Origin of the sequence: Pseudoduganella aquatica (assembly GCF_009857595.1) — a bacterium.
Classification (GTDB): Bacteria; Pseudomonadota; Gammaproteobacteria; order Burkholderiales; family Burkholderiaceae_D; genus Rugamonas; species Rugamonas aquatica_A.
Genome location: NZ_WWCU01000006.1, coordinates 118,119 through 143,018, shown reverse-complemented (window position 1 = coordinate 143,018; position 24,900 = coordinate 118,119). Strand labels below are relative to the sequence as shown.

The 24,900-nt window shown below is 64.6% G+C and carries 27 protein-coding genes and 1 riboswitch; of the genes, 23 read left to right on the top strand and 4 right to left on the bottom strand.

The window, feature by feature from the left end; translation table 11 throughout:
- Window positions 1-94 precede the first annotated feature (94 nt).
- The 18 genes from GTP77_RS08160 to GTP77_RS08080 all read left to right on the top strand — a co-directional run bounded on the left by GTP77_RS08160 (window position 95) and on the right by GTP77_RS08080 (window position 16,326).
- Window positions 95-394 (top strand): hypothetical protein, encoded by a 300-nt coding sequence (locus GTP77_RS08160; protein ID WP_229202119.1) that lies wholly within the window; start codon window positions 95-97, stop codon window positions 392-394.
- 170 nt (window positions 395-564) lie between these two features.
- Window positions 565-909, top strand: coding sequence for a hypothetical protein (locus tag GTP77_RS08155; RefSeq protein WP_161071672.1), 345 nt, complete (start codon window positions 565-567; stop codon window positions 907-909).
- 45 nt (window positions 910-954) lie between these two features.
- Entirely contained in the window at window positions 955-2,184 is a 1,230-nt protein-coding gene (locus tag GTP77_RS08150) for a DUF4214 domain-containing protein (RefSeq protein WP_161071671.1), read from the top strand.
- 183 nt (window positions 2,185-2,367) lie between these two features.
- A complete protein-coding gene (locus tag GTP77_RS08145) occupies window positions 2,368-2,595 on the top strand; it encodes a hypothetical protein (protein ID WP_161071670.1) in 228 nt (75 codons plus the stop codon).
- A 52-nt stretch (window positions 2,596-2,647) separates the two neighbouring features.
- Entirely contained in the window at window positions 2,648-2,962 is a 315-nt protein-coding gene (locus tag GTP77_RS30175) for a hypothetical protein (RefSeq protein ID WP_187358654.1), read from the top strand.
- A 48-nt stretch (window positions 2,963-3,010) separates the two neighbouring features.
- The gene (locus GTP77_RS08140) at window positions 3,011-3,304 is read left to right on the top strand and encodes a hypothetical protein (RefSeq protein ID WP_161071669.1); all 294 of its coding nucleotides are present in this window, start codon (window positions 3,011-3,013) and stop codon (window positions 3,302-3,304) included.
- 123 nt (window positions 3,305-3,427) lie between these two features.
- A complete protein-coding gene (locus GTP77_RS08135; RefSeq protein ID WP_161071668.1) occupies window positions 3,428-3,808 on the top strand; it encodes a hypothetical protein in 381 nt (126 codons plus the stop codon).
- Window positions 3,809-3,895: 87 nt separating this feature from the next.
- Window positions 3,896-3,998: riboswitch (TPP riboswitch) on the top strand.
- A gap of 96 nt (window positions 3,999-4,094) precedes the next feature.
- On the top strand, window positions 4,095-5,975 hold the full coding sequence (thiC, locus tag GTP77_RS08130; RefSeq protein ID WP_161071667.1) for a phosphomethylpyrimidine synthase ThiC: 1,881 nt from the start codon (window positions 4,095-4,097) through the stop codon (window positions 5,973-5,975).
- A 6-nt stretch (window positions 5,976-5,981) separates the two neighbouring features.
- Window positions 5,982-6,185: a sulfur carrier protein ThiS gene (thiS, locus tag GTP77_RS08125; RefSeq protein WP_161071666.1), complete on the top strand. Its 204-nt coding sequence runs from the start codon at window positions 5,982-5,984 to the stop codon at window positions 6,183-6,185.
- Window positions 6,186-6,221: 36 nt separating this feature from the next.
- Window positions 6,222-7,016 (top strand): thiazole synthase, encoded by a 795-nt coding sequence (locus GTP77_RS08120; RefSeq protein WP_161071665.1) that lies wholly within the window; start codon window positions 6,222-6,224, stop codon window positions 7,014-7,016.
- Window positions 7,013-7,912, top strand: a complete 900-nt coding sequence (gene thiD, locus GTP77_RS08115; protein WP_161071664.1) for a bifunctional hydroxymethylpyrimidine kinase/phosphomethylpyrimidine kinase — start codon at window positions 7,013-7,015, stop codon at window positions 7,910-7,912. The genes GTP77_RS08120 and thiD overlap by 4 nt, the downstream gene beginning before the upstream one ends.
- Window positions 7,913-7,940: 28 nt before the next feature.
- Window positions 7,941-8,579 (top strand): thiamine phosphate synthase, encoded by a 639-nt coding sequence (gene thiE, locus GTP77_RS08110; protein WP_161071663.1) that lies wholly within the window; start codon window positions 7,941-7,943, stop codon window positions 8,577-8,579.
- A 67-nt stretch (window positions 8,580-8,646) separates the two neighbouring features.
- Complete coding sequence (locus GTP77_RS08105; RefSeq protein ID WP_161071662.1) at window positions 8,647-9,276, top strand: ANTAR domain-containing response regulator; 630 nt, start codon at window positions 8,647-8,649, stop codon at window positions 9,274-9,276.
- Window positions 9,277-9,350: 74 nt separating this feature from the next.
- Window positions 9,351-9,968, top strand: coding sequence for a response regulator (locus tag GTP77_RS08100; RefSeq protein WP_228895011.1), 618 nt, complete (start codon window positions 9,351-9,353; stop codon window positions 9,966-9,968).
- Window positions 9,968-10,378, top strand: a complete 411-nt coding sequence (locus GTP77_RS08095; RefSeq protein ID WP_161071661.1) for a response regulator — start codon at window positions 9,968-9,970, stop codon at window positions 10,376-10,378. Before GTP77_RS08100 ends, GTP77_RS08095 begins: the two co-directional genes overlap by 1 nt.
- Window positions 10,379-10,449: 71 nt before the next feature.
- Complete coding sequence (locus GTP77_RS08090) at window positions 10,450-11,556, top strand: S-(hydroxymethyl)glutathione dehydrogenase/class III alcohol dehydrogenase (RefSeq protein WP_161071660.1); 1,107 nt, start codon at window positions 10,450-10,452, stop codon at window positions 11,554-11,556.
- Window positions 11,557-11,733: 177 nt separating this feature from the next.
- Window positions 11,734-13,962: a M56 family metallopeptidase gene (locus GTP77_RS08085; RefSeq protein ID WP_161071659.1), complete on the top strand. Its 2,229-nt coding sequence runs from the start codon at window positions 11,734-11,736 to the stop codon at window positions 13,960-13,962.
- Window positions 13,963-14,016: 54 nt separating this feature from the next.
- Window positions 14,017-16,326, top strand: coding sequence for a UvrD-helicase domain-containing protein (locus GTP77_RS08080; RefSeq protein ID WP_161071658.1), 2,310 nt, complete (start codon window positions 14,017-14,019; stop codon window positions 16,324-16,326).
- 46 nt (window positions 16,327-16,372) lie between these two features.
- Here the strand turns inward: GTP77_RS08080 and GTP77_RS08075 are convergent, their stop codons facing one another.
- The 3 genes from GTP77_RS08075 to GTP77_RS08065 are packed head-to-tail and all read right to left on the bottom strand — an operon-like array spanning window position 16,373 to window position 18,583.
- Window positions 16,373-17,158 carry a BPSS1780 family membrane protein gene (locus tag GTP77_RS08075; protein ID WP_161071657.1) on the bottom strand — a complete coding sequence of 262 codons (786 nt, stop codon included), beginning with the start codon at window positions 17,156-17,158 and terminating at the stop codon, window positions 16,373-16,375.
- A gap of 14 nt (window positions 17,159-17,172) precedes the next feature.
- Window positions 17,173-18,129, bottom strand: a complete 957-nt coding sequence (locus GTP77_RS08070; protein WP_161071656.1) for a homoserine kinase — start codon at window positions 18,127-18,129, stop codon at window positions 17,173-17,175.
- A gap of 58 nt (window positions 18,130-18,187) precedes the next feature.
- Window positions 18,188-18,583, bottom strand: a complete 396-nt coding sequence (locus GTP77_RS08065; protein ID WP_187358644.1) for a hypothetical protein — start codon at window positions 18,581-18,583, stop codon at window positions 18,188-18,190.
- A gap of 139 nt (window positions 18,584-18,722) precedes the next feature.
- Between GTP77_RS08065 and polA the strand changes: the two genes are divergently transcribed.
- The 5 genes from polA to GTP77_RS08040 all read left to right on the top strand — a co-directional run bounded on the left by polA (window position 18,723) and on the right by GTP77_RS08040 (window position 24,048).
- Complete coding sequence (polA, locus tag GTP77_RS08060; protein WP_161071655.1) at window positions 18,723-21,536, top strand: DNA polymerase I; 2,814 nt, start codon at window positions 18,723-18,725, stop codon at window positions 21,534-21,536.
- A gap of 149 nt (window positions 21,537-21,685) precedes the next feature.
- Window positions 21,686-22,570, top strand: coding sequence for a dienelactone hydrolase family protein (locus GTP77_RS08055; protein WP_161071654.1), 885 nt, complete (start codon window positions 21,686-21,688; stop codon window positions 22,568-22,570).
- Between the two features lie 131 nt (window positions 22,571-22,701).
- Entirely contained in the window at window positions 22,702-23,430 is a 729-nt protein-coding gene (locus GTP77_RS08050; protein WP_228895019.1) for a ZIP family metal transporter, read from the top strand.
- A gap of 74 nt (window positions 23,431-23,504) precedes the next feature.
- On the top strand, window positions 23,505-23,771 hold the full coding sequence (locus GTP77_RS08045; protein ID WP_161071653.1) for a hypothetical protein: 267 nt from the start codon (window positions 23,505-23,507) through the stop codon (window positions 23,769-23,771).
- Window positions 23,743-24,048: a type II toxin-antitoxin system RelE/ParE family toxin gene (locus tag GTP77_RS08040; protein ID WP_161071652.1), complete on the top strand. Its 306-nt coding sequence runs from the start codon at window positions 23,743-23,745 to the stop codon at window positions 24,046-24,048. The genes GTP77_RS08045 and GTP77_RS08040 overlap by 29 nt, the downstream gene beginning before the upstream one ends.
- Here the strand turns inward: GTP77_RS08040 and GTP77_RS08035 are convergent, their stop codons facing one another.
- Window positions 24,049-24,900, bottom strand: a complete 852-nt coding sequence (locus GTP77_RS08035; RefSeq protein WP_161071651.1) for a sulfurtransferase — start codon at window positions 24,898-24,900, stop codon at window positions 24,049-24,051.

The window sequence follows — 24,900 nt, the reverse complement described above, 5'->3', positions numbered from 1 at the left end:
GTGGGCGTTGCGCTGCCTGCGCTATGGCTGGGCGGCGCCGTGCACTGCCGTCGGTATCTGCCTGGCTTCGCCCGCGTTCCTGTTTGGCGCGAGGATGCGGGCCGTGGACGGCGTGGCCGAGATTGCGCTGTCGGCGCGCGCGGAAGCCGGCTGGCTGCGCAAGCTGCCTTTCGTTGCCATCACCTTCGGCCACGTGGTCATCGGCGCCACGCGCGCGGACCTGGAGCGCCTGCGGCTGCACGAGCATGAACACGTCCGCCAGTACGAGCGGTGGGGAGCGCCCTTCCTGCTGGCCTATCCCTTGGAAAGCCTGTGGCAGATGCTGCGCGGCCGGCGCGCCTACCTCGACAACCGCTTCGAAGTGCAGGCGCGGGCCAAAGAAGTCCACCTGTAAGCAAATACAGCAAGTTGTAAGCACGTGTAAGGCTCGTCAACTGCGGCCTTCCGGCCCGCGTTTTCTGCCCAGAGACGCGGCAAAACCAGCTGCCCTGGAACTGAAGTGGATGAGTGAAACTTCGTGGTAACAAACTAAACCGTTTATATCAATTTAAAGAGGATTACATCATGACCAAGACCATCGCTACCCTGATCGCCGGCCTGTTCGCTACCGCAGCCTTCGCCCAAACCCCAGCCCCTGCCGCATCGCCTGTGCCAGCGGCGAAAGCCGAAGCCAAGGTTGTGAAAGCCGAAGCCAAGGAAACCAAGGAAGTTGTGAAAGCCGACGCCAAGGAAGCCAAAACCGTAGCCAGCGCCAACGCCGATGTGGCCAGTGCCAAGGCCGACGCCAAAGTCGAAAAAGCCAAGGCGCATGAGAAGTCTGCAAAATCGAAAGCCAAGGCGCACGCCAAGGCGGCCAAGGAAGTCAAGGCAGCTGAAACCGCCGCCGTCCCTGCCGCGCCAGCCAAGTAAGACTGTCGAACCTGAGGTGCATCCCCGCTTCGGCGGGGATTTTTTTTGCCTAGCGGTGTCAGCCACGCAGTGGGTGAGGAGCAGAACTACTATTCAGTGTGCACTGGCGTTACGCTGTCCAATCCCAATGCGCTGAGCTGCACGGCGACCGCCACCGGCATTGAAGTGCGCCTTGCCGGCGCGTTCAAAATCACCACGATATTGCCTTCGTATTCGGCCGACTACAACCAGCAGTTCGGCAACGTGGGCATCCAGTTCAACGGGCTGCTGAACTCCACCCCGAGCGGCGATGTCAGGGGCACACTGTCCAAGCTTGTGCTGACCGCCGACAAGGTGATGGCATCGACCACCATTGCGGGCGATTTCCAGGTAAGCGGCAATTCGCTGACCATTGCGCAGGGACTGAGCCATTCATCGGTGAGCGGCGTCATGTCCTCCTATGTCACCGAATACCGCGACGGCAGCTATGAGCGCCTCACGGGGCTGTCGGCGCCGCTGAGCGCCAGCCAGGTAATCGATTCCAGCATGCTGGCAAACAGCGCGCTCTTTACCGGGAATGACACCATCAGCCTCAACCTGCCGGCGCGGATATACGGCGATGCGTGGATCATGGCTGGCACGGGTAACGACACCGTCACGATCGGCGGCGGTGGCGGGCAGCTGCATGTGGATGCGGGCGCGGGCAACGACGTGATATCGGTGCTGTCGGGCTCCCACCGCATTGATGGCGGCAGCGGCGTCGATGTGCTGAAGTACAGCGGTGCAAAGTCCACCTACGCGATCGCCAAGACTGCTGCTGGCTTCAACGTTTCATCGCTGAACGGCAGCCAGAGCATCGACATGACGGGCAATATCGAACGCGTGAAATTTGCCGACGGCGCGCTTGCCTTTGATATCGCCGGCAACGCGGGCATGGCCTACCGCGTGTATCAGGCGGCGCTCAACCGCACGCCGGACATCGGTGGCCTGGGCTATTGGATGGCGGTGCTGGATGCCGGCAGCAGTATGCGGGACGTTGCAGGCAGCTTTATTGGGAGCGCCGAATTCCAGGGTATGTACGGCGCCAATCTGTCGGCCGACGCGTTTATCTCCAAGCTGTACGCCAATGTGCTGCACCGCGCGCCGGACCAGGGCGGACTCGAATATTGGAGCAACTCCGTCAAGAATGGTTTGGCCTATGCCGACATGCTGGTGAGCTTCAGCGAAAGTGCGGAGAACCAGTTGCAGGTCATTGGCGCTATTCAGAATGGGATCTCTTACACGCCGTTTGCCTGACCCGGCCTGCTTGCCGAAAATGGATCCCCGCTTCGGCGGGGATTTTTTTTGGCTAACTGTAAGCAATTACCGCAAGTTGTAAGCGCGTGTAAAGCCCGTCAACTGCATGAAACCGGGCCGCGTTTTCTGCTCAGTGACACGGCAAATGTGCACGAAACCACAAACTAGAAAGAGGACTGAAAAATGAAAAAAGTAATCGCTACCCTGATCGCCGGACTGTTCGCTAGCGCTGCGTTTGCACAGGCCTCCGCACCAGCAACGGCGCCCGCCGCTCCAGCAGCACCGGTAGCCAAGACCGAAGTAAAAGTGGAAACCAAAGCCGCAGTCAAAGCAGAACACAAAGCAGAGCACAAGGCAGAACATAAAGAAGTCAAGGAAGCGGCAAAGCCAGCCGCCCCTGCAACGAAGTAAGCAGTAAAAGTTAACTAAATAAACCGTTTATATCATTACAGAGGAATACACCATGACCAAGACTATCGCTACCCTGATCGCCGGCCTGTTCGCAACCGCAGCTTTCGCACAAACCCCGGCGCCTGCAGCCGCGCCAGCGCCTTCCGCCAAGACCGAGGCGGTTGCCGCGAAAGCGGAAACCAAGGAAGCCGCGAAGACCGATGTGAAAGCGGAACCTGCGAAAGAACACAAGAAAGCCGCCAAGGGCACGCACCACAGCAAAGCCGCAGCCAAGCCGGCGGAAAAAACCGCAAGCGCCCCGGCCGCAGCACCAGCAGCACCAGCAGCCCCGGTCGTCGCTTCGGCCACCACTCCGGCCGCCAAGTAATCGCAGCACCGAACAAACCATTCATATACTGACCAAGGAAAAAATATCATGACCAAGACTATCGCTACCCTGATCGCCGGCTTGTTCGCAACCGCTACCTTCGCTCAAACCCCGGCTCCTGCCGCTGCTCCAGCGCCGTCGGCCAAGGCGGAAGCCAAAGTGGTGAAAGCGGAAGCCAAGGAAAGCAAGGAAGTGGTGAAGACCGAGAAGGCCGAAAAGTCGAAAGAGAAATCGCACGCCAAGGATGGCAAGCATGCTGAGAAGGCCGCCGCCACGCCAGCCGCCGCTACGCCTGCCGCAGCACCAGCCGTCGCAGCCGCACCTGCGCCAGCCGCGAAGTAATTTCCGGCGCTTGCCTGGAGCCCCGCTTCGGCGGGGCTTTTTTTCGTCTGCTTGAGGATGTGCGCCGTAACGCCGCCACGCTCGGTTATCATCGCATTTTGAACAGATAGATGGAGTTTGGTGGTGAAGACAATCGTAGCGGCCCTGATGATGGCGGCGGCAATGGCGGCGCAGGCCGCACCGGCGGCGCGCCCGCCGCAGGACGTGTCCCTGATAGAGCTGATCGCAAACCCCGCGCGCTTCGACGGCAAGCAAATCCGCGTGAGCGGCTACCTGGTGCGCGAGTTCGATGGCGATGCAATCTACCTGCACCGCGACGACTACGACCACGGCATCCTGCGCAACGGCCTGTGGGTCACCTTCGCCAAGGACAGCCCCGAGCTGCGCTGCAAAACTTTGCGCTACGCCTCGGTGGAAGGAAAGTTCGTCGCCAAGGAACGCGGCCACCGTGGCTTGTGGAGCGGCTCGATCGACCGCATTGCCCGCTGCAGCGTATCGCGCTGAGCCTGCGGTGCAATAAAAAAGTTTAGTTTCGAATCAATGTTGCCTGCGTTCGCGGGCCATGTATAATTCAAACCGCTGCCGCAAGGCGGCACACGCTAGGGGTCCTGCGTTGCGAAAGCGGCGCGGGTGAGAAATACCCTCCGAACCTGATCTGGATAATGCCAGCGAAGGGAAGCTTTAGGCCTCCACCCGCCACGCCGCGCGCCCGTACTTTGGGGACTGCGCGCCGCAGCCGGGTATTTGCCGAACCTCCTTTGCTGGCTCCTGTAGCCAACAAAGGAGCCAAATGAACGCCAACCCGAAATTCCTGTCCGCCACCGCTGAAGTGGACAGCGCGGCCATCGCGCCGCTGCCGAATTCCCGCAAATTCTATGTCGAGGGCAGCCGCCCGGATATCCGCGTGCCCATGCGCGAGATCTCGCAGTCCGACACCCCGGCCAGCTTCGGCCACGAGAAGAACCCGCCCATCTACGTCTACGACACCTCCGGCCCGTACACCGACCCGGACGTGCAGATCGATATCCGCTCCGGCCTGGCCACGCCGCGCCTGCCGTGGATACTGGAGCGCGATGACACCGAGGAGCTGGACGGCCCGACTTCGGACTACGGCAAGGAGCGCCTGAACGACGCCGCGCTGGCCGAGCTGCGTTTCAACCTGACCCGCAAGCCGCGCCGCGCCAAGGCAAACGGCAATGTCACGCAAATGCACTACGCACGCCAGGGCATCATCACGCCCGAGATGGAGTTCGTGGCGATCCGCGAAAATATGCGCCGCAAGGAGTACCTGGCGGAGCTGAAAGCGTCCGGCCCCATGGGTGAACGCATGGCGGAAATGATGGGCCGCCAGCATCCGGGCCAGAACTATGGCGCCGCAACCCCGGCCGAGATCACGCCCGAATTCGTGCGCGAGGAAATCGCCCGTGGCCGCGCCATTATCCCGGCCAATATCAACCACCCCGAAGTGGAGCCGATGATCATCGGCCGCAATTTCCTGGTCAAGATCAACGCCAACATCGGCAACTCGGCCGTCACCTCGTCCATCGGCGAGGAAGTGGAGAAGATGACCTGGGCCATCCGCTGGGGCGGCGACAATGTGATGGATCTGTCCACCGGCAAGCATATCCACGAAACGCGCGAATGGATCATCCGCAACAGCCCCGTACCTATCGGCACGGTGCCGATCTACCAGGCGCTGGAGAAGGTGAACGGCAAGGCAGAAGACCTGACCTGGGAGATTTTCCGCGACACGCTGATTGAACAGGCGGAGCAGGGCGTGGACTACTTCACCATCCACGCCGGCGTGCTGCTGCGCTACGTGCCGCTGACGGCCAAGCGCCTGACGGGCATTGTGTCGCGGGGCGGCTCCATCATGGCCAAGTGGTGCCTGGCGCATCACAAGGAGTCCTTCCTGTACACGCACTTCGAAGAGATCTGCGAAATCATGAAGGCCTACGACGTGTCCTTCAGCCTGGGCGACGGCCTGCGTCCCGGCTCCATCTACGACGCCAACGACGAGGCGCAGCTTGGCGAACTGAAGACGCTGGGCGAGCTGACGCAGATCGCCTGGAAGCACGATGTGCAGGTGATGATAGAAGGCCCGGGCCACGTGCCCATGCAGCTCATCAAAGAGAATATGGACCTGCAGCTGGATCAGTGCAGCGAAGCGCCGTTCTACACGCTGGGACCACTGACCACGGACATCGCGCCGGGCTACGACCATATCACTTCCGGCATCGGCGCGGCCTTGATCGGCTGGTACGGCACGGCCATGCTGTGCTACGTCACGCCCAAGGAGCATCTCGGCCTGCCGAACAAGGACGACGTCAAGGACGGCATCATCACCTACAAGATCGCGGCGCATGCGGCGGACCTGGCGAAAGGCCATCCGGGCGCGCAGATCCGCGACAACGCGCTGTCCAAGGCGCGCTTCGAGTTCCGCTGGGAAGACCAGTTCAACATCGGCCTCGATCCGGACAAGGCGCGCTCTTTCCATGACGAGACGCTGCCCAAGGACAGCGCCAAGGTGGCGCATTTCTGTTCCATGTGCGGCCCGCATTTCTGCTCGATGAAGATCACGCAGGAGGTGCGCGAGTACGCTGCGCAGGGCATGCAGGAGAAGGCTGTGGAGTTTGTGAAGAAGGGCGCGCAGCTCTACAGCAAGGCTTGACCCGCCATGATCGCGATTGAACTGAACGGCGAGGCGCGCAGCGTGCCGCCGCAATACAGCCTGCAGGCGCTGGTGGAGGAGCTGGGGCTGGCGCACCAGGCGCTGGCGCTGGCTGTGAACCGCAGCGTGGTGCCGCGCCAGGCCTGGGGCGGGCGCACCTTGCAGGCGCAGGACAAAGTGGACATCGTGCGCGCCATCGGCGGTGGCTGAGCGCGGCGTGTCAAACAAAAAAATTGGAGATTGAAAATGCGTGACCTGAAAAATGAAGACCTGCTGACCATTGCAGGCAAGACTTACACCTCCCGCCTGCTGGTGGGCAGCGGCAAATACAAAGACCTGCCGCAGACCCGCGAGGCGACCGACGCGGCGGGCGCTGAAATCATCACGGTGGCGATCCGCCGCGTGAACATCGGCCAGGACCCGAAGGCGCCCAGCTTGCTGGACGTGCTGCCGCCGTCGCAGTACACCATCCTGCCCAACACCGCCGGCTGCTATTCGGCCAAGGACGCGGTCTACACGCTGCAAATGGCGCGCGAGCTGCTCAACGGCCACAAGCTGGTGAAGCTGGAGGTGCTGGGCGACGAGAAGACCCTGTTCCCCAATATGCCGGAGACGCTGGTGGCGGCGAAGGAGCTGGTGAAGGATGGTTTCGATGTGATGGTTTATTGCAGCGACGATCCTATCCAGGCACGCATGCTGGAGGATATCGGCTGCGTGGCGGTGATGCCGCTGGCGTCGCTGATCGGCTCCGGCATGGGGATACTCAATCCATGGAATCTGTCGCTGATTATCGAGCAGGCCAAGGTGCCGGTGCTGGTGGATGCGGGCGTCGGCACGGCGTCGGATGCGGCCATCGCGATGGAGCTGGGCTGTGACGGTGTGCTGATGAATACCGCCATTGCCGGCGCGCAGGATCCGGTGCGCATGGCGCGAGCCATGAAGCTGGGCGTGCAGGCTGGGCGTGAAGCCTTCCTGTCCGGGCGCATTGCGCGCAAGTTCGCGGCCTCGCCGTCGTCGCCGATGGCGGGCAGGATGGTATGACGGTGAGCGCTGCCGCTGCGGATGCGGGCGGGCCGAATGCGCGGAGGCGCTGCGTGCTGGTGTTTTCCGGCGCTGATCCGTCGGGCGGCGCCGGCATCGCTGCCGACATCCTGGCGATACGTGCACAGGGTGCGCATGCGCTGCCGGTCATCACCGCGCTCACGGTGCAGGACAATGACCGTGTGTACGAAGTGCTGCCGGTGGAGCCGGATGTGGTGCTGCGCCAGGCCCGCGCGCTGGCAGCCAGGGTGACGGTGGATGCGGTCAAAATCGGCATCCCCGGCAGCGCCGCCAACGCGCGCGCCATAGCGCAGGTGATCGCCGAACTACGCGCCGAACTGCGCGCCGGAGCGGGCGATACGCTGCCCGTCGTGCTCGACCCCGTGCTGGCAAGCGGCCACGGCGACCTGCTCTCGCGCGGCGACGCGGTGCAGGCGCTGGCGGCGCTGCTGCCTCTGGTCACGCTGATCACGCCCAACGGGCCGGAAGCTTTGGCGCTGGCGCGCACCGGCAGCACGGCGGAAGCGGCGGATGCGGCGGCCGGCGCCGCCGAGTCACCCGCCGGCGCCGATGCGGATTCGCAGCGCGCTGCGCGGGTCTTGCTGGGGCAGGGCTGCCGCCACGTGCTGGTCACGGGCGGCCATGGCGGCGGCGACACCGTCATCAACCGCTGGTTCAGCGCCGCGCCGACGCCGGGGCAGGAGCGGGCCTGGCATTGGGCCCGCCTGCCCGGCGAGTTCCACGGCAGCGGCTGCACGCTGGCCGCCGCTGCCGCCGGCCTGCTGGCGCAAGGCGTTCCGATGCAGCAGGCGCTGGCGCGCGCGCAAGACTACACGCATGGCGCGCTGGCCGCCGCCTTTGCCATCGCGCCCGGCCAGCGCATTCCACAACGCTAGTCACTACAACTATCAAAGAGAGACCATCATGCAAGGACTTTATCTGGTTACCCCCAACTGGGACGACACCGCCCGCCTGCTCGACGTCACCGAACAGGCGCTGGCCGAAGGCGTGGCCATGCTGCAGTACCGCCACAAGGATGCCAGCCCCGAATTGCGCATGAAGCAGAGCGCGGAGCTGCTGGCGCTGTGCCGCCGCTACGGCGTGCCCTTCATCGTCAACGACCATGTCGACCTGTGCCTGCTGATCGGCGCGGACGGCATCCACCTCGGCGGCACCGACGCCCGCATTGCCCAGACCCGCGCGCTGCTCGGGCCGGACACCATCATCGGCGCCTCCTGCTACGGCGAGATGCAGCTGGCGCTCGACGCGCAGGAAGCCGGCGCCAGCTACGTCGCCTTCGGCGGCTTCTACCTGTCGCGCGTGAAGCAGTATGCCGTCACCACGCAGCCCGAGATACTGGACGAGGCGCGCCGGCGCGTGCACCTGCCGCGCGTGGTCATCGGCGGCATGACGCCGCAGAACGCCGCGCCGCTGGTGGCGCGCGGGGCGCACATGGTGGCGGCCGTGAGCGGCGTCTACATGGTGGAAGACCCGGCCCAGGCGGTGCGCGATTTCAACGCGCTGTTCCTGGCTGAAGCCGTGGAAGAATTCATCAGCGAATAAATTCGCGCCGGCGCGGCGCGATCGTCTTATAATCGGTTGCATTATCTTCCGCTCAAGGTTGCGAACAATGAATGCACCCACCCCGGCGAAGCGCCTGATACTGATAGTTGACGACGACCAGTTGCTGGCCGCCTTCCTTAGCGAAGTGCTGCACCATGCCGGTTACGACACGGTGCTGGCCTATTCGGCCGACCAGGCGCTGGCCCAGGTGGCCGAGCGCGAACCGGACATGGCGCTGCTCGACATCCACATGCCCGGCATGTCCGGCCTGGAACTGGCCAAGCAGCTCAACCGCAACACCTCGGTGCCGTTCATGTTCCTGTCCGGACGCGGCGACAGCGACGCGGCCAAGCAGGCCGCCGCTTACGGCGCGGTTGGCTTTGTGGTCAAGCCGGTGGACGAGCAGCACCTGATGCCGGCCTTCGAAGCCGGTCTGGCGCGCGCCGACGAAATCCGCCAGCTGCGCCGCACCGAACTGAATCTGAATGCGGCGCTGGCCGCCGGGCGCGAGACCAGCCTGGCCGTCGGCCTGTTGATGTGCAAGTTCCAGACCGACCGCAACACCGCGTTCGAGGTGCTGCGCGACCATGCGCGTTCCAGCCGTCGCAAGATCAACGAGATTGCCGACCAGCTGCTGACGGCCGAGGAAACATTGAATGGTTTGCATGCTGCGTTTAGTGCACGGCTGAAAAAATAAGTCCGAAAATAAAACCGTTTCGCCTGAAATACGCTAAACTTGTATCCACAAGCACGGGGTCCTGAACCGCCCCGTTGCTTCCTCTTGCAGCCGCCCGCTCCCTGCCGCTGTATCTGAATTTCGGCCCAGCTCCGCCGACCTTGCACCCTGAATCCATCGATACGGCCCCGCCGCTGCTGTGCGCGCGCGCCTTCTGGCTTCAGGCACTGCGCAACAAGCAAACCGCAGCCGCCTTGGCTGCGGGCGGAGAAAAGAAGATGAAGGACAATCTGCACGCAATCGGTGACGTGATGGAAGAGCTGGCGGCCCTGGTCACCGAAGTGCCGCGTGTGCTGCACGTTGACGGCGACAGCGACGCCGCGCTGGTGCTGGCCACGCTGCTGGTGCCGGAAACGGAAGTGGTGCACGTGGCCACGCTGGCCGAGGCGTTGGGCAAGGTGGAGCAGGCCAGCTACGCGCTGGTGGTACTCGATCCGGACCTGCCCGATGGCGACGGCACGGTGCTGCTGGAGCAGCTGCGGCAGCGCCGGGAACGCATGCCGGTGCTGCTGTATTCGGCCCGCCATCCCGGCCTGCGCCTGCAGGCGCACGCCTTCCTGCCCAAGCCCTGGACCTCGCCGCGCCAGCTTTGGCGCACCGTGTCCCATCTGCTGGGCATAGAGCCGGTGATCCTGCAAGAGGAGGCCACCTGATGGGCGTGCTGAACAGCATACTGTATGTTGAAGACAACCCGCACGTGCGCGGCGTGGCCAAGATGGCGCTGGAAGTGATCGGCAATTTCAAGGTGCGCGAGTGCAGTTCGGGCCTGGCGGCATTGCGCCTGGGGGCTGACTTTCATCCCGATCTGATCCTGCTGGACGTGCAGGAGCCCGGCATGGACGGCGTGGCCACGCTGGCGCAGCTGCGCAGCATACCGCACCTGTGCCATACGCCGGCCATGTTCGTCACCGGCGCGGTGTCGGCCGGTGAAATGGCGCGCTACGTGGCGGCCGGCGCGGCCGGCATCATCGCCAAGCCGCTCGAACCGCTGCGCCTGGCCGGCCAGCTGCGCCGCCTGTGGGACGAAAGGCCGGAACAGGGGTTGGCCTTATTGCCGGTGTAATCTTATTTTCCTTGTTATGATTCGGGTATCCCGCTTATCAGGGCAATCCCCAACGTACACAGGAAACAAGCATGAAAACCAAAGCAGCCGTTGCATGGAAATCCGGCGCTCCGCTGACCATCGAGGAAGTGGAGCTGGGCGGCCCGCGCGAGGGCGAAGTGCTGGTGGAAATCAAGGCCACCGGTATTTGCCACACCGACTACTACACCCTGTCCGGCGCCGACCCGGAAGGCATCTTCCCCGCCATCCTGGGCCATGAGGGCGCAGGCGTGGTGGTGGACGTGGGTCCGGGCGTGAAATCGCTGAAGAAGGACGACCACGTCATTCCGCTGTACACGCCGGAGTGCCGCCAGTGCAAATTCTGCCTGTCGCAAAAAACCAACTTGTGCCAGTCGATCCGCTCCACCCAGGGCCGCGGCCTGATGCCGGACGCCACCAGCCGCTTCTCCATCGACGGCAAGCCCATCTTCCACTACATGGGCACGTCCACCTTCTCGAACTACATCGTGGTGCCGGAGATCGCGCTGGCCAAGATCCGCTCGGACGCGCCGTTCGACAAGGTCTGCTACATCGGCTGCGGCGTCACCACCGGCGTGGGCGCCGTGCTGTTCACCGCCAAAGTGGAGGCGGGCGCCAATGTGGTGGTGTTCGGCCTGGGCGGCATCGGCCTGAACGTGATCCAGGCCGCCAAGATGGTGGGCGCCGACAAGATCATCGGCGTGGACATCAACCCGGCGCGCGAAGAGATGGCGCGCAAGTTCGGCATGACGCACTTCATCAACCCGACCAAGGTGGAAAACGTGGTGGACGCCATCGTCCAGTTGACGGACGGCGGCGCCGACTACAGCTTCGAGTGCATCGGCAACACCACCACCATGCGCCAGTCGCTGGAGTGCTGCCACAAGGGCTGGGGCCAGTCCATCATCATTGGCGTGGCGGCGGCGGGGCAGGAGATCTCCACCCGTCCGTTCCAGCTGGTGACGGGCCGGGTGTGGAAGGGCTCCGCTTTCGGCGGCGCGCGCGGCCGCACCGACGTGCCGAAGATCGTCGACTGGTATATGGAAGGCAAGCTCAATATCGACGACCTGATCACCCACAAGCTGAAGCTGGAAGACATCAACAAGGGCTTTGACCTGATGAAGTCCGGCGAGTCGATCCGTTCCGTGGTCGAGTTCTAAACTCCGCATTTTTGCCGCCTGCTCCGCGCAGGCGGCGTTCTGTCGCAAATCCCTCGCTCCTGGCGGCGCCCGCCGCTACATTCATGCTGACGCCGTCACGGTTGGAAGTAGAAAAAAAGTTCTAGACAGAGAGTTCTAGATCATTTAATCTACATTGCATATTTCAAGGAGTTATTCATGGCCGAGTTGCTGTCCCTGCTGATGCCTGCCATAGGCTGGTCGCTGCTGCACTTTGTGTGGCAGGGATTGCTGATCGGCTGGGCGGCGACACTGGCGCTGCAACTGCTGCGCAACGCCCGTCCCCAGGCGCGCTACGCGATTGCCTGCGGCGCCTTGCTGCTGTGCGCCGCGCTGCCGCTGGCCGGTATCGTCTGGCGCCTGCTGGACGCGGCCAGCGCCGCGCCCGCCGCCGATCCCGCCGCGCTGCTGATGGCGGCCGCTCCTGCCGGCGCGGCATCCGCTGGCCTGGGCGTGCCCGTGCTCATGGATGGCGACCAACTCATTTCCTGGCAATACATGCTGCAGCGCCAGCTGCCCTGGCTGGTGCTGCTGTGGGCCAGCGGGGCCGCGTTCATGACGGTGCGCCTGTCGCTGGGCCTGCTCTGGGTGCGCGAGCGCACGCTGGAGGCGCAGGCCGTGCCGAATGCCCACTGGCAGCAGCGCCTGGACCGCCTGGCGCTGCGTCTCGGGCTGGACCGTCCGGTGCGGCTGGCCGTGGCGGACCACCTGGACTCGCCCATGACGGCGGGCTGCTGGAAGCCGGTGGTGCTGCTGCCCGCGTCGCTGCTGACCGGCATGCCGGCCGATCTTCTGGAAGCGCTGCTGGCGCACGAACTGGCCCATATCAAGCGCCATGACTACCTGGTGAACCTGGTGCAGAGCGCGATCGAGATACTGTTGTTTTACCACCCGAGCGTGTGGATGCTGTCCCGGCACATCCGCGACGAACGGGAGCAGATTGCAGATGATTTAGCCGCAAGCACGCTCGGCGAACCGCGGCGCCTGGCCCTTGCATTGTCCGAACTGGACCGCTTCCAGTTCGCTACCCCCCAGCCTGCGCTGGGGGCTCAAGGAGGAAACCTCATGTCCCGTATCAAACGTCTGGTCCGCCCAGACAGCCAGCCGCTGAGCTGGAAGATTGCCGCGCCCCTGCTTGGCCTGTGCACCGCCTGCGCCGTGCTGTACGCCCACGCCGCCCCGCAGCCGCCCGCCGTTGACGCGCCGGCAGCTCCTGCCGTGCCCGCTATTGACGCGCCCGCCGCCCCCAAGTCCCTGCCTGCCGTGCCGCCGGTGCCTGCCGTTGCCCAGCCGATGATGCTCGCGGCCGCCGCGCCGGTGCCGCCAGTGCCGGACGCCGCTCCAGTCCCGGCCCCGGCGCCCGCAGCCGCTCCGATGCCAGCACCGCGTCCCGCGCTTGCCGCCCGTCCCGCTCCCGCCGCCTTGGTGGCTTTGGCTGCCCCGGCTGCTCCTGCAGCCCCCGCCGCACCGGCAGCCCCAGCGGCTCCGGCTGCTCCGGCAGCGAAAGCAGCCCCCGCCGCACCGGCAGCTCCAGCAGCCCCGGCTGCGCCGCCGGCCCCGCCGGCGCCCATGCAGGCCGACGAGCAGGCTGCCCCGCACACTCCCGGGCGCATCCGCATGACCTTCGGCCGCCTGACCATGAACAACAACGCCAAGGAAGCCTACGCCATCCGGCGCGGCGACGGCTACAAGTCGATCTATTCCGGCCGCAACGACATGGCCGAACTGAGCCGCCTGGAAGGCGCCGTGAAGGGCGACTTCATCTGGTACCGCGACGGTAGCCAGGCCTGGCTGATCAAGGATCCCGCACTGCTGGCCAAGGTCAACGCCGCCTGGGCGCCGGCCGACGCGATGGATCAGAAAATGAAAGAGCAAAGCAAGGAGATGGAGCAGCACAGCAAGGCCATGGCCGTGCTGGGCGAGAAAATGCGCGCGATGTCCGACCAGGCCGAGCGCCAGGAGCGCGGTATGCCGCACGCCAGGATCGAGCAAGTGGCGCGCGAGCAGGAAGCCGTGGCGCGCAAGATGGAAGCGGTGGGGCGCCGGATGGAGCGCAACGGTGAAGCCGGCGCCGACCGCGAGGCCCTGCAGCGCGAAATGGCGGCCCTGAAAAAGGAAATGGAGCCCTTCAAGAAGCAAATGAAGGAGCTGACTGCCGAGTTTGCAAAAATGCACGCGGAAATGGCCCTCAAGCAGGAGCCAATGAAGGCGCTGAGTGCGGAAATGCGCGAAGCCGGCAAGCCCATGAAGGAGCTGGGCCGGAAGATGGGCGAGCTGGGCCGGGAGCAGGGCCGCCTGAGCCGCGAAGCCGACCAGACCGTGCGTGCGCTGATCCAGGAAGCCGTGCGCAACGGCCAGGCCGAAGCGGTCCCGGCCCCCAAGGGCTGATTGGATATCCAGTGTTTTGCACCGGGGCGCGCGCCGCCCCGGTATAATCACGGGATGCAAAATCTCCTCCACAACCTCAACCCCGAACAACTGGCCGCCGTCACGCTGCCGGCCCAAAGCGCCCTCATCCTTGCCGGCGCCGGCTCGGGCAAGACCCGCGTATTGACCACCCGCATTGCCTGGCTGATCCAGACCGGCCAGGTATCGCCGGCCGGCATCCTGGCGGTAACGTTCACCAACAAGGCCGCCAAGGAAATGCTCACGCGCCTGTCGGCCATGCTGCCGATCAATACGCGCGGCATGTGGATAGGCACCTTCCACGGCTTGTGCAACCGTCTGCTGCGCACCCACTACCGCGACGCGGCCTTGCCGCAGACCTTCCAGATTCTCGATTCGCAGGACCAGCTGTCGGCCATCAAGCGCCTGCTGAAGGCCTTCAATATCGACGACGAGAAGTTCCCGGCCAAGTCGGTGGTGTACTTCATCAACGGCGCCAAGGACGCGGGCCTGCGCGCCGGCGACGTGGAAGCCCACGATCCCGCCGAGCGCAAGATGGTGGAGCTGTACGGCCTGTACGACGACCAGTGCCAGCGCGAAGGCGTGGTGGATTTTGCCGAACTGCTGCTGCGCAGCTACGAGCTGCTGAGCCGCAACCAGCCGCTGCGCGAGCACTACCAGCAGCGCTTCAAGCACATCCTGGTGGACGAGTTCCAGGATACCAACGACCTGCAATACAAGTGGCTCAAGCTGCTGTCCGGCCAGGGCCAGAGCCAGGCCCGCAGCGCGCTGTTCGCGGTGGGCGACGACGACCAGAGCATCTACGCCTTCCGGGGCGCGAATGTGGGCAATATGCGCGCCTTCGAGCAGGAGTTCAACGTCCAGAACCTGATCAAGCTGGAGCAGAACTACCGCTCGCACGGCCACATCCTGGACTCGGCCAATATGCTGATCGCCAATAACAGCAAGCGCCTGGGCAAGAACCTGCGCACCGACGCCGGGCACGGCGAGCAGGTGCGCGTGTACGAGGCCAGCTCGGACCTGCAGGAAGCGCAGTGGATTATCGAGGAAACCAAGAACCTCATCGCCGAAGGCGCCTCGCGCAGCGAAGTGGCGGTGCTGTACCGCTCCAACGCGCAGTCGCGCGTGATCGAGCATGCGCTGTTCTCGGCCGGCATTCCCTACCATGTGTACGGCGGCCTGCGCTACTTCCAGCGCGCCGAGGTCAAGCACGCCATCGCCTATCTGCAGCTGATGGACAATCCGCACAACGACTCGGCCTTCCTGCGCGTGGTGAATTTCCCCACGCGCGGCATCGGCGTGCGCACCATCGAGAACCTGCAGGGCGCGGCGCAGCAGTACGGCATTTCGCTGTACGCGGCGGTGCCGTATATGTCGGGCAAGGCGGGCAGCTCGCTGTCCGGCTTCGTCAAGATGATAGAAGGCATGCGCTTTGAAACGCAGCAGATGGCGCTGCCCGAACTGGTGCGCGTGGTGCTGGAAGGCAGTACGCTGCTGAGCCATTACGCCACCGAGAAAGAAGGCGCGGACCGCGTCGAGAACCTGGAGCAGATGGTGAGCGCGGCCACGCAGTTCGTGTCCGAAGAAGGCTATGGCCAGGGCGCCCCGGCGCACCTGGGACCGCGCGCGGACGCGCAGGCCGGCGCGCCCATCGTCAACGCCGACGGCATCGAGATACTGGACGCGGACGCGCCGCTGGCCACGGTGATGTCGCCGCTGTCGGCCTTCCTGTCGCACGCCTCGCTGGAAGCGGGCGACAACCAGGCGCAAGCCGGCCAGGACGCGCTGCAGATGATGACGGTGCACTCGGCCAAGGGCCTGGAGTTCGACAACGTCTTCATCACCGGCCTGGAAGAGGGCCTGTTCCCGCACGAGAGCAGCTCGAAAGAGGACGGCGGCGTGGAGGAGGAACGGCGCCTGATGTACGTGGCCATCACGCGCGCGCGCAAGCGCCTGTACATGTGCTTCTCGCAGACCCGCATGCTGCACGGCCAGACCCGCTACAACATGAAGTCGCGCTTCTTCGACGAGCTGCCTGAGGAATCGCTGAAGTGGCTGTCGCCCAAGGTGCAGTCGCACTGGTTCGCCAACAAGAAGTCGGCCTGGGACGACGCGCCGCTGAACCTGGGCAGCGACAACGCCCTGGCCCAGCGCATGGCGCAGAAAGCCGGCGGCGGCAGCGGCTGGCGCATCGGCGAGGCGGTCTCGCACGGCAAATTCGGAGAAGGCGTGATCGTCAATATCGAAGGCAGCGGCGCCAACTGCCGCGCACAGATCAACTTCGGCAGCCACGGTATGAAGGTGCTGGATTTGAGCGTGGCGAAGCTGGAGCGGCTGGGACGCTGACGTCTGGCGGGTTACGCCCTGCGGGCTAACCCGCCCTACGGATTGCTTATTCCTGTGGCTGGTTTTCCTGCGGGTCCTGCGGCTGTACCGGGCTGCCGAAGATTTGCCGGTAGCTGGCGTACAGCGAGCAGTGGAACAGCACCGAGAACAGCACCAGCACCACCTGCATCACCATCATATACAAGGCGGGGGTGCGGCCGAACAGCAGGGCCACGGTCTGCGACAGCAGCAGCATCAGGCCGAACATGCTGATCAGGAAAACGGCGAAGGTCTTGAACGCGCGCCATACGCCGAAGAAGCTGAAGAAGATGGACTTGCCCACGCCCATTTTCTGGAAGTAGATCAGCGGCGCGGCAAAGCAGAAGGCCATGGCCGCCGGAATGCCGGCCGCCATAATGACCAGGAAGGCGCCGCCCAGGCTGGCGTCGCGCGCTTCCGGCGAGTTGTGCGGCACCTGGCCGGTGAGCAGCTTGATCAGCATGCCGTCGCTGGCCAGCGTGGCCAGGCCGATGGCCAGCGCAGCGGCAGCCATGTACAGCAGGCCCACCGCCACCAGTTTGCCGAAGGCCGGCTTCTGGAAGCCTACCGTCAGCAGTTTCGGTGTTACCCGCTTGCCTTGCTCCACGTCGGCGCCAGCCTGTATTAACGCTACCGAGAACACCGGGGTCAGGATCACCCAGGCCAGCGGGCCGATATAGGGCACGATGTTAAGCAGCAGATTCAGCATGGCGTACAGCATGGCCAGCGACGTCAGGTTGCCTGGCTGCTGCTTGAACATGCCGTAGCCCTGTTTGATCCAGAGCCAGCCGGTGCTTGCGGGAAGTTTGCCCATATCGGTTTTCAGTGTCAGTACAGTGCTGGTGCGGCTACGGCGATGCGTTCGCGCAGGATGCGTTCAAAGTGCGTGGGGTCGTGCGGCGTGAGCATCTCCGCTTCGCGCGGCTGGTGCAGGTCGTACAGGCGCGAGAGCCAGAAGCGCAGCGCGCCGGCGCGCAGCATGGGCTGCCATGCGGTCTGCTCCGCCTCGGTGAAGGGGCGCACGGCATGGTAGGCGTCCAGCATGGCGCGCACGCGCGCCGTGTCCAGCACGCCCGTGTCCAGGTCGATGCACCAGTCGTTGACCGTCACCGCCACGTCGAACAGCCAGCTGTCGCAGCCGGCGAAGTAGAAGTCGAAGAAGCCGGTGAGCTTGTCGCCGTCGAACATGACGTTGTTGCGGAACAGGTCGGCGTGCACCGGGCCTTGCTGCAGCTGCTTGTATGTGTCGCAGCCGTAGAACGCTTCCTGGAAATGCATCTCGGCGCGCAGCAGGTGCGCTTCCGCGTCGGACAGGAAGGGCAGCACTTGCGGCGTGGCCCAGTTCCACCAGTCCAGGCCGCGCAGATTGGGCTGCGTGCCGGTGTAGTCCAGCGCCGCCACGTGCATTTTCGCCAGCATGGCGCCCACTTCGGCGCAATGCACCGGCTGCGGGTCCATTTGCGACTTGCCCACCAGCTTGGTGACGATGGAGGCCGGCTTGCCGTGCAGCGGCACCACCAGCTGACCGTCCGCGTTGGCGATCGGCGCGGGCACGGCCACGCCCCGGTCGGCCAGGTGGCGCATCAGGTTCAAATAGAAGGGGAGTTGTTCGAAAGACAGGTTCTCAAAGATCGTGAGCACATATTCGCCGCGCTCGGTCGTGAGGAAGAAGTTGCTGTTTTCGATGCCGGACGCGATGCCTTTGATCGCGACCGGTTTGCCGAGAGGAAATTGCGTGATCCACTGGCTGACGTCATCCAGGCTGACCGGGGTAAAAACTGCCATGAGTAGAGGTTTGTTTAAGTAAGCTGCGGGAGCAAGAAAGTCGCGGACCAGCGCAGGCTCAGGGCTTGGCGGGCGGCGGGGCCGGCGTGTCGTCGGCCGCTTCGCCTTCCTTCTGCTTGGTCTTTTTCTTGCCGATGTCGAATTCCATCACGGTCCACTGCGGGCCACGGTTGGCCGAGCCGGCGGCGTCGCCGGGCAGGGCCGTGGTGCTGCTGGTGTTCTGCGCCTTGACGGTGTAGGTGCTCGGGCCGCTCTTGACTTTGGCCTCGGTCACACGGCCGCCTTCGCGTTTCTCCGTGATCTTGCGTTCGTTGGCCGGCTTGGTGGTAACCGTGATCGGCGTGTCAACTTCTTCGATTTTGTCGAGTTTGGGGGGCGCGGCCGAAGGCGTTTGAGCCTGGGCGACGCTGTTCAGGGCGAGAATGAGGACTGGCCAGATTATGGATGCACGCATGATGTATACCGCCCTGTTAAGTGAATAGCTAGATTCTGTATGTGCCCATTGTAACAAACCGACACGGTTCCGGTTTTAAAATAGTCTGCGATAATGGCCGACTACATTGTTATAACGCCGGAACGCTTAATTTTCTAATATGCAAAAGACCCTGCTGCTGGTTGACGGTTCCAGCTATCTCTACCGAGCCTTCCACGCGCTGCCCGACCTGCGCAGTCCGGACGGCCATCCGACCGGCGCCATGCACGGCATGGTCAACATGCTGCGCCGCCTGCGCGCCGATTTCCCCGCCGCCTACATCGCCTGCGTGTTCGACGCCAAGGGCAAGACCTTCCGCGACGATATGTACCCGGAATACAAGGCCACCCGCGCCTCCATGCCGGACGACCTGCGCCTGCAGATCGAGCCTATCCACGAGGCGGTGCGCGCCATGGGCTGGCCCATCCTGATGGTGGAGGGGGTGGAGGCGGACGACGTGATCGGCACGCTGTGCGTGGACGCGGTGAAGGTGGGGCTGGACGTGGTGGTGTCCACCGGCGACAAGGATCTGGCGCAGCTGGTCAACCCCAACGTCATGCTGATCAACACCATGACCAACGAGAAAATGGACGAGGCGGGCGTGCTGGCTAAGTTCGGCGTGCCGCCCAACCGCATCATCGACTACCTGACCCTGATCGGCGACACGGTCGACAACGTGCCGGGCGTGGCCAAGTGCGGCCCGAAAACCGCGCTGAAGTGGCTGACCGCTTACGACAGCCTGGACGGCGTGATGGCCAATGCGGAGAAAATCACCGGCGCCGTGGGCGAGAACCTGCGCCAGGCGCTGGGGTGGCTGCCCAAGGGCCGCGAGCTGATCACCGTGAAAACCGATTGCGACCTGGCCGCGCACATGATGTCGATTTCCGAATCGCTGGTGGCCAAGGGCGAGGACAAGGAAGCGCTGCTGGCCTTCTTCGGCAAATACGGCTTCAAGACCCTGCTGCGCGAACTGGGCGGCATGACGCCGTCCGCGCCCATCGGCGCCGGCGGCGCAGGCGCTCCGGCCGCAGCCTCCGGCAATGGCTCCGGTGCCGGCGCTGCGCCGGACGGCGCGATCGCCGCCGGCGGCGCCAATGGCGACCTGTTCGCCGCCGCCAGCGCGCCCGCCAGCGTGAACTACGAAACCGTGCTCACCGAAGCCCAGCTGGACGCCTGGATCGCGCGCATCAACGCCGCAGAGCTGACCGCCGTGGACACGGAAACCACCTCGCTGGAGCCGATGACGGCGCAAATGGTCGGCATTTCGCTGGCCACCGAGCCTGGCCTGGCCTGCTACATCCCGGTGGCGCACAGCTACCAGGGCGTGCAGGAGCAGCTGAGCCGCGAGCTGGTGCTGGACAAGCTGAAACCCTGGCTGGAAGACGCCGCCAAGGCCAAAGTGGGCCAGAACCTGAAATACGACGCGCACATCTTCGCCAACCACGGCGTGGCGCTGCGCGGCATCGTGCACGACACGCTGCTGCAGTCCTATGTGTTCGAGTCGCACCGCACGCACGACATGGACAGCCTGGCGCTGCGCCACCTGAACCACACCACCATTCCCTTCGTGGACGTGTGCGGCAAGGGCGCCAAGCAGATCACCTTCGACCAGGTGGAAATCGGCCGCGCCACCGAGTACGCGGCGGAAGACGCCGACATCACGCTGCGCCTGCACCTGGCCATGCATGGCAACGTCACTGCGGATGCGAAGCTGGAGCACATCTACAGCCAGATCGAACTGCCGACCGCCATCGTGCTGCAGAAGATAGAGCGCAACGGCGTGATGATAGACGCCGCGCTGCTCAAGACGCAGTCGGCCGAACTGGGCGCACGTATCGTGGAACTGGAAGCCAAGGCGCACGAACTAGCCGAGCAGCCCTTCAACCTGGGGTCGCCCAAGCAGATCGGCGAGATCTTCTTCGAGAAGCTGAAGCTGCCGGTGGTGAAAAAGACCCCGAGCGGCGCGCCGTCCACCGACGAGGAAGTGCTGCAAAAGCTGGCCGAGGACTATCCGCTGCCGAAGGTGCTGCTGGAATACCGCGGCATGGCCAAGCTGAAGTCCACCTACACGGACAAGCTGCCGCTGATGATCAATAAGGCCACCGGCCGCGTGCACACCAACTACGCGCAAGCGGTGGCGGTGACGGGGCGCCTGGCGTCGAACGATCCCAATCTGCAGAACATCCCCATCCGCACGGCCGAAGGGCGCCGCATCCGCGAAGCGTTCATCGCGCCCGAGGGCAGCCACATCGTTTCGGCCGACTATTCGCAGATCGAGCTGCGCATCATGGCGCACATCTCGGAAGACGCGAACATGCTGCGCGCCTTCGCCGAGGGCGAGGACATCCACCGCGCCACCGCCGCCGAAATCTTCGGCGTGGCCCCGGCCGAGGTGACGAGCGAGCAGCGCCGCTACGCCAAGGTGATCAACTTCGGCCTGATCTACGGCATGAGCGCCTTCGGCCTGGCGGGCAACCTGGGCATAGACCGCACCGCCGCGCAGAATTATATCGACCGCTACTTCGCGCGCTTCTCCGGCGTGAAGGCGTACATGGACGATACGCGCCTGCAGGCCAAGGCCAAGGGCTATGTGGAGACCGTGTTCGGCCGCCGCCTGTGGCTGCCGGAGATCAATTCGCCGAACGGCCCGCGCCGCCAGGGCGCCGAGCGCGCCGCGATCAACGCGCCGATGCAGGGCACGGCGGCGGACCTGATCAAGCTGGCCATGATCGCGGTGCAGGACTGGCTGGAGAAAGACCAGCTGAAAACCAAGATGATCATGCAGGTGCACGATGAACTGGTGTTGGAAGTGCCCGACGACGAGCTGGCGCTGGTGCGCGAGAAGCTGCCGCAGCTGATGGCCGGCGTGGCGCAGCTGAAGGTGCCGCTGCTGGCCGAGGTCGGGGTAGGGAAGAACTGGGAGGAGGCGCACTAACGGCGGGTTACGCTACGCTAACCCGCCCTACGCCCTGTCGCGACGTCGCAACCAATGCCGCGACGCCGTCATATGCGTAGGGCGGGTTAGGCGCCGCCGTAACCCGCCAGCGCCGCCGCACATTTTGTTGTAACCACTGGAGGGGACTGATGAAAGATTTGTTGAACGACGCAGCAAGCCTGAACGAAAAGCACCTGAACGACGGCATACCCCGCCGCGACTTCCTGAAAGTGGCGCTGGGCACCGGCTTTGCCGCCGCCGCGCTGCCGGTGGTGGCGCAGAACGTGGTCAAGACAGACACCGAAGGCCTGACCGCCGGCACCGTCACGGTGACGGTGAACGGCACCGCCGTGCCGGTCTACCGCGCGCAGCCCGCCGGCAAGACCGGCCTGCCCGTGATACTGGTGATCTCCGAAATCTTCGGCGTGCACGAGCACATCGCCGACGTGGCGCGCCGCTTCGCCAAGCTGGGCTACCTGGCGCTGGCGCCGGACCTGTTCGTGCGCCAGGGCGACGCCACCAAGGCGCCGTCCCAGGCCGAGCTGATGAAAAACATCGTCGGCAAAACCCCGGACACCGAAGTGCTGGCCGACCTGGACGCCGTCGTGGCCTGGGCCAAGGCCAATGGCGGCAACACCGACAAGCTGGGCATCACCGGCTTCTGCTGGGGCGGCCGCCAGACCTGGCTGTACACCGCGCACAACCCGAACGTGAAGGCCGGCGTGGCCTGGTACGGCCGCGTGGTGGGCGACAAGACGCCGATCAACCCCGCGCAGCCTATCGACGTGGCGGACAAGATCAAGGCGCCGGTGCTGGGCCTGTACGGCGCCAAGGACACCGGCATCCCGGTCGAATCGCTGGACAAGCTGAAAGCGGCGCTGGCGGCGGCCGGCAACACCAAATCCACGTTTGTGGTCTACCCGAACTCGGGCCACGCCTTCCACGCGGACTACCGTCCCAGCTACAACGAAGCCGACGCCAAGGACGGTTTCGCGCGTGCCGTCGCCTGGTTCAAGGCCAACGGCGTTGCATAACTGAGCAGGAAACCGGGCCGGGCGGTAAAATGCCCGGTTTGCGCAGTTTTGCGTAGCGTTCCAAGGCAGTCCGAGGTTATAAAATCGATTCCACACTCATTTCCATACTGCTGGCCACCACTATAGGCGGCGTGATCAGCCTGACGGCTGCGGCCATTTTCTCGTTTACCTTGCTGTCCAAGGTGGTCGAGCGCATGGTCAGCCTGTCGGTGGGCATCATGCTGTCCACGTCGCTGCTGCACGCGCTGCCGGAGGCGTTTGAGTCGAACGCCGACCCGCGCACGCTGTTTGCCACCCTGCTGGGCGGGCTGCTGGCCTTCTTCATGCTGGAGAAGCTGGCCATCCTGCGCCACTCGCACCACCACGAGCACGACGGCCACCACCACCACCATGGCCACGACAAGCGCGAGGCCGGCAAGGCGGGCTGGATGATACTGGTCGGCGACGGCATGCACAATTTCACCGACGGCATCCTGATCGCGGCGGCCTTCCTGGCCGACCCCGGCCTGGGCCTGGTGACCGGCCTGGCGATTATCGCGCACGAGATTCCGCAGGAGATCGGCGACTTCATCGTGCTGCTGAACGCGGGCTTCTCGCGTACGCGCGCCTACATCTACAATCTGCTGTGCAGCATGATGGCGATCGCCGGCGGCCTGCTGGGCTACTACACGCTGGACCAGGCCAGCAATCTGATCCCTTACGTGCTGGTGTTCGCCTCGTCCGGTTTCATCTACATCGCCGTCAGCGACCTGATGCCGCAGATGCAGCGCCGCGCCACCCTGCGCGAAACCGTGCCCCAGGTGCTGCTGATCGCCGCCGGCGTCGCCATCGTCCTCTTCCTCACCGCGCACCGCCACTAAAAGCGCTTGCGGCCGCGCAAACCGCGCGGTCCGCCCTGTGCTAAGGTGGTGTTTTGGCCGCCAAGGAGGCAATCATGGCTACCGAACAAGACCTGCAAGCCCTGTCCCCATCCGACCGCGAGCGCCTCGAGCGCCTGGCCGCGCTGGCCGAGCGCACGCCGCTGGAAACCTTGTATTTTGTTCAACGGGATGGATTTGAAGAATGCGAAGAAAGCGTTCGCGAAAATTTGCTGGCCGAGCAGAGTATTCTGGAGCAGGGCACAGTATCCAATGACGAGGTAATGGCCGAAACCCGCCGCATGATTGATCGTTATGCCCGGCAAAAACAGGCTGCAAAATAATCGCCGCGTTGAATGGGCCTTGCCCGCACTCCAGTCCTATCACGGCACTTTGCAGCGTATTGCGGAGCAGGACGTGTTAACAGTGGCACTTTTTGAACAGCGGGTCATGCATGCGCTATCCTTGCTGGCCAGCCAGCCCGGCATGGGAACGCCCGGAACCCGTGCCGGGGTGCGCTCCTTCGCTGTGCCCAACACCGGCCATACGCTCGAGTATCGAATGCAGGACGATATTCTGCGGGTTACACGCTGGTATCGCCAGCGCCGCAAGCGGCCGTGATCAGGCGCCGGTGGCGATCGGGCGGGCGGGGTTGGCGCACCATTCGCTCCAGGAACCGGGATACAGCGCAGCGCCGTGCAGGCCGGCCACTTCCATCGCCAGCAAGTTGTGGCAGGCCGTCACCCCCGAGCCGCATTGCATGATGGCGGCCGATGCGCTGCCGAACAGCGGCGCGAATTCCTGTTTCAGCTGCGCCGCTGGCTTGAAGCGGCCGTCCGGCCGCAGGTTGTCCTTGAAGAAGCGGTTCTTCGCGCCCGGTATGTGGCCGCCCACCGGATCGATGGTCTCGTTCTCGCCCCGGTAGCGGTCCGCCGCGCGCGCATCCACCACGGTGCGGCGGTGGGTGCCCAGGTTCTCCACCACGTCCGCCACGGTCACGGTATGCGTCAGCGTAGGGCGCTCGGTGATGTGGCCGCGCGCGCGCTGCGCCACCGGCGTCACCAGCGGCAGGCCCTGCGACTGCCACGCGGCCATGCCGCCGTCCAGCACCGCCACCGCCGGGTGGCCTATCCAGCGCAGCAGCCACCACAGGCGCGCAGCGAACATGCCGCCGTGTGCGTCGTATGCCACCACCTGGGTGCTGTCGCTGATGCCCCAGCCGCGCAGGGTTTCGATCAGCGCGCCGCGCTCCGGCAGCGGATGGCGGCCGGTGAACTGCGCGCCGGCCGGGCTCTTCGGGCCGGACAAATCGTCGTCGATGCTGGCGAATTGCGCGTTCTGGATATGGCCGATGGCGTAGCCGTCGCGGCCCGCGTTCGGATTCATCAGGTCATGGCGGCAGTCCAGGATGACCCAGTCCGGGTCGGTCAGGTGCTGCGCCAGGCCGGCGGCGTCGATCAGGGTGGTGTACAT